The sequence below is a fragment of the Pontibacter sp. BAB1700 genome, assembly GCF_000277005.1.
Lineage (GTDB): Bacteria > Bacteroidota > Bacteroidia > Cytophagales > Hymenobacteraceae > Pontibacter > Pontibacter lucknowensis.
In genome coordinates this window covers 1-14,441 of sequence record NZ_AKIS01000123.1, presented here as the reverse complement: position 1 = coordinate 14,441, position 14,441 = coordinate 1, and the positions used below count along the sequence as shown (strand labels likewise).

The window sequence follows — 14,441 nt, the reverse complement described above, 5'->3', positions numbered from 1 at the left end:
TTCAATTATAGTAATGCATAATCATTTAAATCATCTTAATAGAACCCATCAATAGTTCAATTAAAATTTATTTCGCAATAAGTTTGCAATCTTACTTTTTATCCAATTATCTTTCGTGAAAAGTAACCCTAAACGCATACTATATGATTAAAATCTACTAAAACCTCACATCCTGTTGGGCTCATTGCACGAGCCACATCTTTAAGAATCCACATTTAAAAATGTAGACAGGAATACTACGCCCTTCCAAATCTGTTACCAGCATAAAATTTTTACAATTTTATCGCATCCTTAAACTTTTCAAAAACTCGTGTTGTTACGAGGCATTGTGAAAAATTTAATTCAATAATTTACCCAATCCAACCAAACTTATATGATGAACAATTCTACACTATTCAAGGCGTTGTCAGGTTTAGCCCTGGCGTCAGTATTCACCCTCTCAAGCTGTCAGAAAGAGGACTTCATGGAAGAGCAGTTTCAGACTGATTCTGTTCAGGTCGATACTCAACACGGACAGGCTATACCTGGCCAGTACATTGTGGTATTTAAAAATGGAGGAAACAACTTAAGCGCAACCGGTGTGAGTGGCATGACCGTAGCCGGACGTACCGCAACTGTAGCCCTGCGTGAACGAATGCTGCTTACAGCAGGAATAGAGCGTGAAGCTATACAACAAACTTTTGAAGGAAATGTAAACGGTTTTGCAGCCCGACTCTCTAAAGATCAGTTAGATCAGTTGCGTAAAAACCCAGAAGTAGCCTACGTTGAACAAGATCGTATTATTATGCTTGCAAAGCCGGGTACCGACAATACAACGACGAAAGGCAACGGTAAAACGAAAGACGATAGTACCACGACGAAAGGCAACGGTAAAACGAAAGACGATAGTACCACGACGAAAGGCAATGGTAATGGTAATGGCAATGGAAAGAATAAAAACACAGAGCCTGCACCTACCGAGCCTGCCCCGTCAGAACCAACTCCTACGGAACCTATTCCTACAGAACCTGCTCCGACTGAGCCGGAACCTACTGAACCAACTCCTACAGAGCCGACTCCAACAGAGCCAAGCCCAGAACCAGAGCCTGAGCAGCCAACCAGCAGCCCGTATGCAAAAATAACTCCCCTTCCAGGTGAAACCCTGCCTTGGCACATTGCCATGAATGGCTACGGAGACGGCACCGGCAAAACGGTGTGGGTAATTGACTCAGGTATAGATACCGATCACCCTGATCTGAATATAGACTTCCAGCGCAGTACGTCACTTATCTATGGTGATGCCTCTATTGAGGACGGCTTCGGTCATGGTACGTATGTATCTGGTATCATCGCCGCCAAAAACAATGGCACTGGCATGGTGGGCGTAGCTGCAAATGCAAATGTTGTAGCGCTGCGCGTGTTTGATAACACAGGATATGGCACTGTGTCACGTGCCATCAGTGCCGTAAACTATGTGACCAACATGGCCAAGCCTGGTGACGTGGTAAACATGAGCCTCGGTAGCGGCATCTCCAGCACACTTGACAATGCCGTGACTACTGCAGCTGGCAGAGGCATTCTGTTTGCAATCGCAGCTGGTAATAGCGCTGTAGACTGCTCCGTTAATTCTCCGGCCCGTGTGAATGCCCCGGGAGTTTACACAGTGTCCGCGATGGACCGCTACCAGAACTTCTGGTCCAGCTCCAACTATGGCGCACCTGTTGATTATACAGCCCCTGGTGTGAGTGTAACTTCTACCCGCATTGGTGGTGGTATCGGTAGCGTCGGAAGCGGCACTTCCTTTGCTGCGCCTCACGTGGCTGGTATTCTGTTGCTTCGTGGTGAGGTGTTTTCACAGGGTATCGTAAACGGTGACAAAGACAGCTGGCCAGATCCAATTGCTTCTGTGGAGTAATTCATACTCCTTGTTACAATAATAAAGAAGGCCGTCCAGATTTGGACGGCCTTCTTTTTGTTGACTCTATACCTGTAAACTACCAGGCGTACTGCATTTTGTGCATGGCCAGCGAAAGCCGTATCTTAAAGTACTCGTAACGTTCCTCCAGGTGTTCATATAAATCCTTCAGTTTGGCATCTTTGCCAAGTTGTTCGATCGCCTCAATAATGGCTTCATATTCGCGCTTCGAAACAAAATCGTGCACAGGCACATCGTAACCCTGTTCCAGCAAAGTAGCCAGGTGCGAATAGATCGTGACAGGATTCAGGTTCCGGCGCCTAGCTATCTCTTCCGGACTTAGCCCTGCTGATAAGCCTCCCAGGTAACTAAATGCGTAGCCCCTTTAATCGCACTCCCCTTTGCCTGCTCTTCTGTCAGAAAGGCGATGATCTCATTGATGAAACTATGCCCGTAGCGCTCAAACTTCTGAGCTCCGACCCCACTGATCGCCAACATCGCGATGCGATTCGCAGGCTTTTCTGCTGCCATTTCCTGCAGCGTGCTATCTGTAAAAACAACGTAAGGAGGCACATTCTGCTCGTCAGCCAAGCGTTTCCGCAAAGCACGAAGCCGCTCAAACAGCGCATCCTTGATAATTTCTCGTTTTGGTTTCTCTCTTTGCAAGTTTTCGGTCTGTTGCTTGGCGTCTTCAAACTTAACCAGCTCTATTTTGCGACCATCAAAGAGTACCTGCCTGCTCTGCTCAGTCAGTTTCAAGGTATAATTCTGGTCATAGGCAAGCTCTACCAAGCCTGCATTGAGCATCTGGTGCAGATAACGGTTCCAGTCCAGGGTGCCAATGTCGCGGCCTGCACCATAGGTTTTGATGCGGTCGTACCCGCCTGCCATTACCTGGCTATTGCGTGAGCCGCGCAACACATCCACCAGGAGGCTCATGTTGAGTTTTTCCTGCGATCGCGCAATGGCAGACAATGCTTTCTGTGCAATCAGGGTACCATCAAAGCGGCTGGGAGGATTACGGCAGATATCGCAGTTGCCACAATCCCTGCTCATCTGCTCCCCGAAGTACTGCAGCAAAATTCGTCTTCTACAGAAAGTGGCTTCAGCGAACTGCTGCATACGCTCTAGTTTAACGAGTTGCAGCTCATTCTGCGACTTGTCATTATCAGACAGCATAGTGCGCAAATTCATCACGTCGGCAAAACTGTAGAACAGGAGTGCGTCTGACTTCGCACCATCACGCCCGGCACGTCCGATTTCCTGGTAATAGCCTTCAACATTTTTAGGCAAGTTGTAATGTATCACCCAGCGTACATTCGATTTGTCAATCCCCATACCGAATGCAATGGTGGCGCAAACGATCAGCACATCGTCACGCAAAAAGGACTCCTGCGCTTTTGAACGCTGCTGGGCACTCATACCGGCATGATAAAAAGTGGCATTATAGCCGTTTTCACGCAACTTGCCTGCCAGGCTTTCGGTCGCTTTTCGGCTCAGACAATAGATAATGCCCGGCTGGCCATGTCGGCGTGAGAGGAAATCGGTGATCTTATTGAATCTGTTTTGGCCGGGCAGCACCATAAGGTTGATGTTTGGCCGGTCAAATGAAGCCACAAAAACTTCAGGCTGTCGCAGCTGGAGCTGCTCCTGGATGTCTTTCTGGGTCAGCTTATCAGCTGTAGCAGTCAGTGCTACCACAGGAACAGCGGGGAACTGCTGCTTGAGGGCGCGAAGCTGGGTATACTCTGGTCTGAAGTCATGCCCCCATGCCGAGATACAATGCGCCTCATCTACAGCGAAAAGGGATACCTGCAACCGCTTCAAAAAGGAAAAAAAGCCAGCGGAAAGTAATTTTTCAGGAGAGACATACAGCAATTTGATCTGACCTGCCAGGCTTTTCTCCTCAATCTGGTACTGTTCATCTGCTGTCTGGGAGCTGTTCAGGTATGCGGCAGGTATACCATTTGCCAGGAGAGCTTCCACCTGGTCTTTCATCAGGGCGATCAGAGGAGAAACTACCACGCATAGACCGGGCATCACCACGGCAGGCACCTGGTAACAGACAGATTTTCCGCCGCCGGTCGGCATGAGCACCACTACGTCTTTCTGCTGCAAAATATTGGTAATGATGTGCTCCTGCATAGGCCTGAACTGCTCATAACCAAAATACAGTTTTAATGCTTCACGTGCTTCTCTTATACCTAAACTCATGCCTTGTAGAAAGTGTAACGATGCGAAATAGAATTGCTGTACTAAACCCAAAGTTAACCAATATCGACGTGAAATAGGTTCCTGTTCTGGTGGTACTTACCCAATAAATAAACAATGACACTTTCGAGCCGTACTTTATGTAAAAGTATGAACCTTATAACCTGTAAACTATGAAATCAGAGAGAACAAATGAATTAGAGCATGTGCTCATAAAATGTATCACCGCCTGTGAAGCCTGCGCAACTGCCTGTCTGCAGGAAGATAATGTAAAAATGATGGTGCGCTGCATCATGCTGGATCGCGACTGCGCCGACATCTGTACCATCACAGCACGCTTTGTAGCCCGCGACTCGGCCCATGCCAAGCACGTTATGAAAGAGTGTATCGAGATTTGTCGCCTATGCGAAGAGGAGTGCCGCAAGCACGACCATGATCATTGTCAGAAGTGTGCTGACGCCTGCCGTGAGTGTGCTGACGCTTGTGAAGCCTGGATGACTCGATAAGCAATGAAATAATGAAAATAGAAAAGCCCCTGATTTACACCAGGGGCTTTTCTATTTTTGGGAGGTTCGGATGCTAGAAAATCATATCCAATAACGCTTCAATCAGTGAGAGCACCAAACTGAAGATAAGGGCCCACAGAAAACCATCCACATCAAAGCCACCCACAAGGGAATCGGCTAACAGGATGATCAGCGCATTGATGACCAGCAGGAACAAACCAAGTGTCAGTACGGTAACAGGTATAGTCAGAATAACCAGGATCGGACGAACTACTGCATTGAGCAGGGCCAGTACCACAGCCAGGATCAATGCTGCCCCAAAACCGTCAATCTGCACACCTGGCAAAATGTAGGCTCCAATTAGAGCGGCTACACCGGTCAATAAAATCTTAATAATGATTCCCATTTTGTTTCGATATATAGTGATAGTATATTATTCCTATCACGCTATACGACAAAGCGGGAATAAAGGTAAGCTACTGTACCTCTAAGCGTTTTTGAGAGACAGCCATCCAGTTGCACAGCTTGTAAAGCAATCGGGCACCAACATTACCATTCCACTCACTATCGCCAGGGGCAACTTCGCACAGGTCGAAACCGATGATTTCACGGCCTGAACGAACCAGTGCCTTGATCAGGTATACGGCCTCTTCAAATTCCAGACCGCCAGGCACAGGTGTACCAGTAGCTGGACAGAGTTTCGGGTCCAGCCCGTCGATGTCAAAGCTGATGTATACCTTTTGAGGAAGCTGGGCAATGATCTTTTTACACTCTTTCTTCCAACTGTCGCCCTCATACATATTCTCTTTCAGCACGCTGTCGTAGAAAATAGCTACTCGTCCGTTGGACTGATTGGCCAACTCTGCTTCTGCCTGGCAGATGTCGCGTATACCTACCTGCACCAGTTTTTTTGACCTGAGGCAATTGCAAGGCATTGTACATGATAGAGGCATGCGAATATTTGAAGCCCTCATAAGCGTCACGTAAATCAGCGTGCGCATCCACCTGCAGAATTCCGTACTCCTCGTGGCGTTCAGCCAGCGCATGCATCAGACCAAGCGGCGTGCTGTGATCTCCGCCTACTACGCCAACCAGTTTCCCCTGATCCAGGTAGCTATGCGCTTTCGACTTCAGCCACTGTAGCAGTTCCTCCCCTTTATCAGTCACTTCTGTTGGCAGGTTCTCAAATTCAGCCCTGTCAGCCTCGGGGCTTCCCTCCTCCAGCCAGTTAATATAATTCTCCGCCCGCTGGCGCAGGTTATCGCTCACAGCAGCCCATTCTTCTGATATCTCCTCCATCGCGATTCCTAACTTCCAGGCTTCTTTGATGGCGGGCTCAAACAGGTCAAGCTGAGGAGAGGCTTCCTTGATGGCTTGTGGGCCGGCTGCCGTACCGGCACTGTAAGACACGGTTACTTCCCAAGGCACAGGTATAAGCACAACCTCCGATTCTTCTACTGTAAAGGGCAGACCAAAAAGCCCCCCATTCACATCGCCAACACCATTGGGGTCAAAGGCTGCGATTTTTTGCTGCTTACTGTTAGTTGGTTGGTTCTGCTGAGTACTCATCAGTTACATTTTCAGGTTTTGTGTTTAAAAGCTCCTTCACAAAGTTCGGAAGAGCGAATGCAGCCGTATGCACAGCTTCATTGTAATATTTAAGGCCTTCTTTCTGAGAGAAAGCTGCAGCTGCCTCTTTATCGAAATGCAATGGATTCGCATTGCCCTTCGCTGAATAAGAGAAGCTCCAGGTGCCAGTCGGGTAAGTAGGTATAGCCGCCAGGTAACAGTGTACTTTCTCCTGTCCGAATATCTTCTTATAGGTATCGTAGATCTCTACAAACACAGCGGAGTTGAAGCGTGGAGACTCGCTCTGCGTGATCATCACACCGTCTTTCGTCAGGCAACGGTATACCTCCTTGTAAAATTCTGCTGTGAACAGACCTTCTCCCGGGCCAACCGGATCAGCTGAGTCCACAATGATGAGGTCGTAATGCTCGTCGGCGCACTCTTTAATATATTTGATGCCATCCGCTACCAGCAGGTTGAGGCGCGGATTGTCAAACGCGACGGCTGTTTCCGGAAGGTGCAGTTTACACGCTTCGATCACCAGTTCATCGATCTCAACAAGTGTCACCTCTTCCAGCTGCTCGTGGCGCAGGAGCTCGCGCACCGTACCACCGTCACCACCACCGATCACCAGGGCGCGCTTGGCTGAGCGATTACTAAACATTGGCACATGGGTGATCATCTCATGGTAAACATACTCATCTTTCTGTGTGCACATCACCATGCCATCCAGCGTCAGCATATTGCCGTAGGCGAGCGTTTCATAAATTTCCACACGCTGGTACTCAGAATCTTTCTTGTAAAGCTGGTTACCTGTGTGCTTCAACGAAAGAGCGATGTTTTCATCGCGCTCCGTGAACCAGACATCCCTTGTAATAGAGCCATCGGCTTCTATGGTCTTAGCGGTCGCGTCACGCAGGGTCTCCAGGTTGAAGTCGTTACGCTTCAGCAGACTTAGCTGGCCACGTCGTAGCTCCATAGACGAGCCATGACCTGACTGGAATGCTTCTTTCAGATAGGTATAAGATACCCATGGGTCAACAGAGTCGCCACAGGTGAAAAGGTCTACGGCCGCATAGCCATACTCCGGCCAGGTATGGATGGCCAGGTGGCTTTCCTGAATTACCACCACACCTGACACGCCATAAGGCGAGAAGTGATGGAATGTACTGTTGATGACAGTGGCTCCGGCTGTTTCGGCAGCGGCAACCATGCTGTTTTCGATGTGCATCACATCGTTCATCAGTTCAGGAGAGCAATCGTAAAATTCAACTAAAATGTGTCTTCCTAAGGCGTTCATTAATTGACTGTGTGGTTTCAAATATATAAAAATGCAAAAAAACGAAAACTGACGCTATATTCAAACAGGACCTTTCAAATAGACTTTACGCAACGGTTCGTCAATGGGGTCAGAATTATGGCAGGGATAGCCTAAAAAGTGAACGAGCTATACCTGGTGGGTTCATCCCGACAGGTATAGCTCGTCAGATATTTTATTCCAAAAACTTTTGATCAGGTAAATCTATACCTTAAAAGTTCTGATGATTTCAAGCATTTTAAGCAGGGTGCTGGTGTCGAAGAACAAAAGCAGCGGAAGCTCCACGTCTTTTGAATTGTGCTGAAACTTGGTGATGACAGTAAACACGAGTGGTTGGAAAAGTGGGTGCTGTACCAGAATGTCTTTCAGCGAATTAGCAATATGATTTTTAGGCGCCTTTGGTGGCGAGCCGTAGATGTTGCTTTTGAGGATATTGGCGAGCTGGGTGACCAAGCGCCGGTAATGATGTTGCTGATCTCGAGCAAAAGGGACTCCTGCATGACACTCAGTTCGCCTTTCTGCACATTCAGCATGCTCAGGCACACACTGGAGAGCAGGCTGATGTGCTCCTCTGAAAAGAGCATGAGCGTAGCTCCATTGAAATCGCCTTTTATATCAGACTGAATAATAAAATGTGTGTCTTCATATTTAGCAATGAGCGAAATAAGGTCCTTTACTTCAATGAGCTGCACATCAGGCACCTTCAGCATAACTTTATCTTTGGCGATCACAGCGAAAGAATCGGCAGCTCGGGCCAGTCCTATATTCAGGATCTCTTTGATAATGTCCTTTTCCAACTCGGTTACATGCGTATCCATCATGTTCGTCGTGTTATTAGTTCTGTTATCCATCGCCTCATTTCCTCATCTTCTATTCACAAAGTATCTGGTTATGGCAGGCACATCCAGTACCAGGCATACTTTGCCTGTACCAAGCAGTGTGACACCACCATATAAATCTATGCTATCCAGCGGTTTGCTAAGTGGTTTTACCACAATGTCCTGCTGACGGTAAAGTTTATCCACGATCAGACCAAGCTTACGGTTGTTGTACGAAACAATGATTATGTTCTGCACCTGGCCTTTCAACCGTGTTTTGTCACCCAGACGCATCTGGCTTTCCTCCACATTCAGGAGTTCGTCCAGGTATACAACAGTCACTGTTTCCCCTTTGATATCGGCAACAAGCACCTCGCCTACCTCATGGAGTTCGTCTTTGTCCAGTGCCACCACTGAATCTGTGTGAATCAGTGGAATGGCGTAGAAAATACTGTCTATCTCAAACAAAAGAGCGCCTTTTACTGCAATGGAGGTTGGTAATTGCAGTATGAAGCTGGTCCCCTTGCCTTTCTCTGATTCTATACGGATGCGCCCGCCTATTGAATCAATTGCATTCTTCACCACATCTAATCCCACACCCCGACCTGAAAATTCGGTCACTTCCTTGGCGAGTGAGAAGCCTGGCTCAAACAGGAAAGAATATACCTCTGAATCAGGAAGGTTTTCAGCTACATCAGCTGGTACCAACTGCTGGGCCACCGCTGCATTCTTCACTTTCCTGATATCTATACCTTTCCCATCATCAGTAAGCGTAATCACCACACTTTCGCGGTCGCTGCGGGCTGAGAGTTGCAGTAATCCGGCTTTGGGTTTATCTGCTCTCACACGCTGCTCAGGCTTCTCAATACCATGCGTAATGGCATTGCGCACCAGGTGCAGCAATGAATCTGTCATGATCTGCAGAATGTTGCGGTCAATCTGAATATCCTGTCCGCTCAGCTCCAGGTCAATTTCCTTTTTCTCTGCAGTTGCAATATCACGCACCACCCTCGGGAACTTGTTGAACAAAGTACCGATGCTTACCAGGCGTGCATCCATTACACTATACTGCAGGTCTTCTGTAATGCGATACAGGTGAGAACCCACCGTCTTTAGTTCGTCACTATCCAGTTCGCGGCTGAGCGAGAGGATGCGGTCACGGTCAATGATCAGCTCCCCTACCAGGTTCATAAGGTGATCCAGCTTCTTTACCTGAATGTAAATCAGGTCGGACAGTGTCAGATTGCGGGAAGTGCTGAACTTCTGCACCTTGGCCAACTCTACTGTGCTGTCCGATAAGCTGTCGACAATGATGTCGAGGTTGCGGATCAGTACCGGATCAACCTCCACCTGCCGTTCGCTGTCAATGCTTTTGATCAGCTCGCCAAGCAGGTCGATGCCGTCAAAAAGTACGCCTACCACCTCGTCGCTGAAGCTCAGTTCCTTATTGCGGATGAGGCCAAAGGCAGTCTCGAGCTTATGGGATACGTCTGAGATCTGCAGATAGCCGATCGCCTTCGCATTCGCCTTCAGGTTATGCAGCATACGGAATATCTCCGCCAGCACCTGATCGTCCTGCGGTCGTTTTTCCAGTTCGCTGATGAGCCTGTTTAGGGCGTCGAAGTATTCCAGCGCTTCTGCTATAAATATCTCTTTATACTCCTGCTCTCTCGATTTCATGAATTCACGTCAGTTGTACTGACTTGCTGCTGTTCTGCTGCCACGTACCGGTTCAGGTACTGGGCAATTTTTGACAAAGGCAGCACTTTGTCGGTATTTCCGCTTTCTATCGCAGATTTTGCCATTCCAAAAATGGCAGACGAGGCTTCATCCTGCGCTATTACATGTCCTCCTTTTCGAAGTGCAATGGCTTTGGCTCCAGCTGTGCCGTCTTTCCCCATACCTGTCAGGATAACTCCGATCACGCGCCTCACACCACTCTGCGCCACCGCCTGCATCAGTTTGTCCACTGAAGGCAGATCATGCTCTGCGCCACTGTCTTCACTAAAACCTATTTTCAGGCTAGAGGCGTTGCCCATGACCGTGTGTACAATCATGTTCCTGCCACCAGGGGCTATTATAACTTTCCCGGGCTTAGGTATAAGTCCCGTGCGGCCTTCAAGTACGGTAAGTTCGGTCATACCCTTAAGCCTGCGTGAGTAACTGTGCGTAAACTTAGGTGGCAGGTGTATAGCAACCAGTACTGCAGCTTTGAGCCTCGGGTCTAGCTGCCGGATGATCTGCTCTACGGCCTGGGTTCCACCAGTCGAAGCTCCTATCACAATGATGGTGTCCGCTGTCACATTCCTGGAATCCTTTTGAGCTACCTGCGGGAAAATCAGCATTTCCTCTCCCAGCATACTCAAACGTTTTTGAGGATCCCAGTATTCAGTGTCACGCACTGCTGATACCTTCCTGCAGATCTCTTCTGCCATAGTTCTGTAAGCAGGTCTTGCCGTAGGGCCAGGTTTCAGGATGACACTGTAAACACCCAGGTCTATCGCATCCTTAAGAAGTTCCAGGCTTAGTTGCTCTTTCTCCACCAACATCACAATCGGTGTAGGGCATTCGCTGAAAACCTGCTTAAAGACGAGTAGTTGCTCGTTCTTTCGTAGATCTACTGAAGCCAGTATCACATCCACCTGATGGCGGCGCAATAATTCCAGCACCTGGGCTCCATTAGAAGCAAGGCCTGTCACTTCCATATCAGCTGAACCACTCAGGATGTTTTCCAACACCAGACGGGCATGGCTTGAACTGTCAGCAACGAGCACTTTTAGCTTGCTTTCCTGTCCTTTCAAAGTACGATTCCTTTCCTACTGCCAACAATGAGTACTTTTTAAGTCAGAACAGCGCTATTCGTCCAGCGCTTTCTTTACTACTTCCAGCACCTTCTCTTCAGAGAAAGGCTTTACGATGTACGAAAGTGCTCCATACTCCAGGGCCTCATTCACGATCACTTCCTGTCCTACGGCACTCACAATCACGATTTTCATATCAGGCTGCTCTGCTTTAATGCCTTTCAGCACATCAAGCCCTGTATTGTCTGGCAGAATCACATCGAGGGTAATCAGGTCAGGATTGGTTTCTTTGGCCAGCTCAAGTGCTGTCTGCCCATTGGGCGCCTCTCCAACGATCTCATAGCCCGCATCGGTGAGCATATTTTTGAGCATTGTGCGCATGTAGAAAGAGTCATCTACAATCAGAATTCTTTTCATACTTTAAAGTATAGCTTCAATTTGAATGAACGGCTTTAGTTACTTTTCAACTCTCTGATCTCGTCCTGTGTCAGGATTTTGTACATATCCAGTACAATGATTAGGCGGTTGTTCACCTTGGCAATGCCTTCTATGTAATTCTCATGGATATTGATGTCCTGCAGAAATGAGGGAGTCTTGTCAATTTTGGTCATAGACAGGTTCAGGGACTGCGGTACTTCGCGCACGATCACCCCAATGCTGTACTCCTTTGCTTCAATCACCAGGGTATAGGTAATGTGCGGATTCAGGTCTCCGGCCAGTGGAACAGGACGAATGCCAAAGCGCTCTTCCAGATCCATGATCGCGATAATATCACCACGGATATTGGCTACCCCTTTAATGAAATTAGGCGTTCGGGGCATACGGGTTACATTTGGCGTAACGGTTACCTCTTTTACCTGATCAATCTTGATACCATATTCTTCCGCTCCAAGCTTGAAAACGATCAGGTGAATCATTTCTTCCTTTACCGCTTCAGGCTTGGCCGGATTATCTTTGGCAGAAGCCACTGCAGTCTCAGCTGTCTTATCCGTTCCGGATTCAACGGCTGCTCCTGCTGATGGCGCCTCTTTTTTGTTCGTCTTTTCTTTCATCAGTCCGGAGCGGTTTATTTACTATTGTCCTCGCTGTTCTTGTTTCGGGAGCTTACCGAGCTCAGACGAGCATTGCCGGCAAGCTGCTTTTGCTTCGGCTTGGTTGGCATGGAAGCCAGGCGGCGATTGTTCGGGCTGTGGTTGAACACCAGGTTGCCATCTACCAGCTTGAAGGCGGAGATACTGATTTGAAGATCCGCGGCAATGTCGTTCAGGTTCTGAGAAGATGATGTCAGCTCCTGCATCGAAGTGGACAGTTGCTTGGCAGTGCTAGCCACCTGCTGTGTGCCGGAGGCCGTTTGCTCGGCAATGGCTACCACCTCTTCCACGTATTTTACTACGTCCCCGATCGATGACTTCTGTACCTCAGTCGCCGTCAGGATGTCCTGTGCGGTACGTAGCGTTTCACCACTGGAAGCAGCAATGTTTTTGAAGGCGCCGGATGCTTCGAATGTCGCATTCTTTCCTTTGAGAACGCGGCCTTCCATGGTTGAGATCGCCATTGCAGCTGATGCAGTATCTTTTTTCACGTCATCTACCAGTGTCGCAATTTCGCTGGCTGACTTGCGTGACCCTTCGGCCAGTTTACGTATCTCCTCGGCTACTACCGCAAAACCACGTCCTGCCTCACCTGCACGGGCCGCCTCAATGGCAGCGTTCAAGGCCAGCAAGTTCGTTTGAGCGGCAATGTCGGTGATTACACCCAGGGACTTGGAGATTTCCTGCGAACGGGCACTTAGTACTTCAATCGTTTTAGAGGTAAGGGAGGCAGAGCTGGAGATTTCTTCCATATTTTTCACCACTTCTGCCACTGTTTTGAGACCTAACTGCGAAGTTTCCTCACCCAGCAAGGCTGATTTGTTCACCACTTCCGCACGGTTGGCCGTGTCTTTCGTGGTTTTCATGATCTCTTCTATCAATTTGAAGGCCTGGTCTGTCTTGAGGGCCTGATTCTGAGCACCTTCCGCCATTTGCTGCATGGCAAGCGCCACATCCAGCGTTACGCGGTTCATTTCAAGACCTTTGTCTGCCATCTCTTCCGAAGAACTTCCCACAACAAGTGAAGAGTCATTGATCTCACCAAGCAGGGCATTCAGGTTGTCAACGGCAAGGTTCAAGGCATTTGCCATGTCCAGGATATCACCTGCGGTGTGGGCTTCTACCTTCTGCGTTAAATCACCTTCAGATATCGCACGCACCACGCGGGATACTTCCAGTACCGGCGTTACAATCGACTCCAACAGGTCGTTGAGCGTATCCACGAGCTCTTTCCAGCTACCGCCTACGCCTGCGAGTGTCGCACGCTCAGTCAGTTTTCCTTCCACACCCGCTACTCTCGCCACGCGGCTAACCTCTCCCGCCAATCGGTTCAGGTCAACCACCATGGTGTTGATCGTATCGGCCAGTTCTGCCACCTCGCCTCTTGCTTCGAGGGTCAGTTTCTGGGTCAGGTCACCTTTCGACACCGCGGTTACTACGCGTACTATACCTCGTACCTGCGTTGTCAGGTTAGAGGCCATGGTATTTACATTATCAGTCAGGTCTTTCCAGGTACCGCCTACATTTGGTACGTTGGCCTGGCCGCCCAGCTTACCCTCTGTACCCACTTCAAGGGCCACACGGGTTACCTCACCGGCGAAGATGTTGAGCGAGTCCACCATGCGGTTGATGTTTTCCTTCAATTCACCGAGCTCACCTTTCACGTCCACAGACACTTTCTGGGTCAGGTCACCTTTCGCTACAGCAGTTGCCACCTTCGCGATGTCGCGCACCTGTAGGGTCAGGTTGGAAGCCATGGTGTTCACGTTGTCGGTCAACTCCTTCCAGGTACCGCGTACTTTCGGTACATTGGCTTGACCACCCAGACGACCTTCCGTACCCACTTCTCTTGCCACACGGGTTACCTCGTCAGCAAAGATGTTCAGGGAGTCCACCATCTGGTTCAGGTTTTCCTTCAGGTCAAGGATTTCACCTCTAGCCTCTACCGTAATTTTCTGGCTCAAGTCACCTTTCGCTACGGCTGTCGCTACCTTGGCAATGTCTCGTACCTGAGAAGTCAGGTTGGAGGCCATGTAGTTTACGTTATCGGTCAGGTCTTTCCAGGTACCCGCTACGTTCGGCACATTCGCCTGTCCGCCCAGTTTACCTTCAGTACCTACCTCACGGGCCACTCTGGTTACTTCGTCACCGAAGATGTTAAGTGAATCCACCATCTGGTTCAGGTTCTCCTTCAGGTCGAGAATTTCACCGCGAGCCTCTACCGTAATTTTCT

The 14,441-nt window shown here is 48.9% G+C and carries 13 protein-coding genes and 1 pseudogene; 2 read left to right on the top strand and 12 right to left on the bottom strand.

Annotation, left to right across the window (positions count from 1 at the left end; translation table 11 throughout):
- The first annotated feature begins 373 nt into the window (after nucleotides 1–373).
- Complete coding sequence (locus O71_RS14810; RefSeq protein ID WP_007658242.1) at nucleotides 374–1,894, top strand: S8 family serine peptidase; 1,521 nt, start codon at nucleotides 374–376, stop codon at nucleotides 1,892–1,894.
- Nucleotides 1,895–1,973: 79 nt separating this feature from the next.
- Here O71_RS14810 and O71_RS27375 read toward each other — a convergent pair whose 3' ends face one another.
- On the bottom strand, nucleotides 1,974–2,189 hold the full coding sequence (locus tag O71_RS27375) for a helix-turn-helix domain-containing protein (protein WP_369750947.1): 216 nt from the start codon (nucleotides 2,187–2,189) through the stop codon (nucleotides 1,974–1,976).
- 44 nt (nucleotides 2,190–2,233) lie between these two features.
- Nucleotides 2,234–4,108: a DNA helicase RecQ gene (gene recQ, locus O71_RS14805; protein ID WP_007658240.1), complete on the bottom strand. Its 1,875-nt coding sequence runs from the start codon at nucleotides 4,106–4,108 to the stop codon at nucleotides 2,234–2,236.
- A gap of 170 nt (nucleotides 4,109–4,278) precedes the next feature.
- Here recQ and O71_RS14800 point away from each other — a divergent pair, with 170 nt between their 5' ends.
- On the top strand, nucleotides 4,279–4,611 hold the full coding sequence (locus O71_RS14800; RefSeq protein ID WP_007658239.1) for a four-helix bundle copper-binding protein: 333 nt from the start codon (nucleotides 4,279–4,281) through the stop codon (nucleotides 4,609–4,611).
- A gap of 73 nt (nucleotides 4,612–4,684) precedes the next feature.
- On the opposite strand, the gene O71_RS14795 is transcribed toward O71_RS14800, so the two are convergent.
- The 10 genes and pseudogenes from O71_RS14795 to O71_RS14755 form a co-directional block, all read right to left on the bottom strand.
- Complete coding sequence (locus O71_RS14795; protein ID WP_007658238.1) at nucleotides 4,685–5,017, bottom strand: phage holin family protein; 333 nt, start codon at nucleotides 5,015–5,017, stop codon at nucleotides 4,685–4,687.
- Between the two features lie 70 nt (nucleotides 5,018–5,087).
- A pseudogene (locus tag O71_RS14790) lies at nucleotides 5,088–6,180 on the bottom strand (agmatinase family protein).
- The gene (gene speE, locus O71_RS14785) at nucleotides 6,152–7,480 is read right to left on the bottom strand and encodes a polyamine aminopropyltransferase (protein ID WP_007658231.1); all 1,329 of its coding nucleotides are present in this window, start codon (nucleotides 7,478–7,480) and stop codon (nucleotides 6,152–6,154) included. Before speE ends, O71_RS14790 begins: the two are co-directional and overlap by 29 nt.
- Before the next feature lie 222 nt (nucleotides 7,481–7,702).
- Nucleotides 7,703–7,825 (bottom strand): hypothetical protein, encoded by a 123-nt coding sequence (locus tag O71_RS26575; protein ID WP_255345398.1) that lies wholly within the window; start codon nucleotides 7,823–7,825, stop codon nucleotides 7,703–7,705.
- Nucleotides 7,826–7,863: 38 nt separating this feature from the next.
- Nucleotides 7,864–8,349, bottom strand: a complete 486-nt coding sequence (locus O71_RS14780) for a chemotaxis protein CheC (protein ID WP_237717859.1) — start codon at nucleotides 8,347–8,349, stop codon at nucleotides 7,864–7,866.
- Nucleotides 8,350–8,361: 12 nt separating this feature from the next.
- Entirely contained in the window at nucleotides 8,362–9,996 is a 1,635-nt protein-coding gene (locus O71_RS14775; protein WP_007658228.1) for a chemotaxis protein CheA, read from the bottom strand.
- On the bottom strand, nucleotides 9,993–11,117 hold the full coding sequence (locus O71_RS14770; RefSeq protein ID WP_007658226.1) for a chemotaxis protein CheB: 1,125 nt from the start codon (nucleotides 11,115–11,117) through the stop codon (nucleotides 9,993–9,995). Before O71_RS14770 ends, O71_RS14775 begins: the two co-directional genes overlap by 4 nt.
- A gap of 54 nt (nucleotides 11,118–11,171) precedes the next feature.
- Nucleotides 11,172–11,534: a response regulator gene (locus tag O71_RS14765; protein WP_007658217.1), complete on the bottom strand. Its 363-nt coding sequence runs from the start codon at nucleotides 11,532–11,534 to the stop codon at nucleotides 11,172–11,174.
- Between the two features lie 35 nt (nucleotides 11,535–11,569).
- Complete coding sequence (locus O71_RS14760; RefSeq protein WP_007658216.1) at nucleotides 11,570–12,169, bottom strand: chemotaxis protein CheW; 600 nt, start codon at nucleotides 12,167–12,169, stop codon at nucleotides 11,570–11,572.
- A 14-nt stretch (nucleotides 12,170–12,183) separates the two neighbouring features.
- A partial coding sequence (locus O71_RS14755) for a methyl-accepting chemotaxis protein (protein WP_007658215.1) occupies nucleotides 12,184–14,441 on the bottom strand: 2,258 nt, incomplete at its 5' end.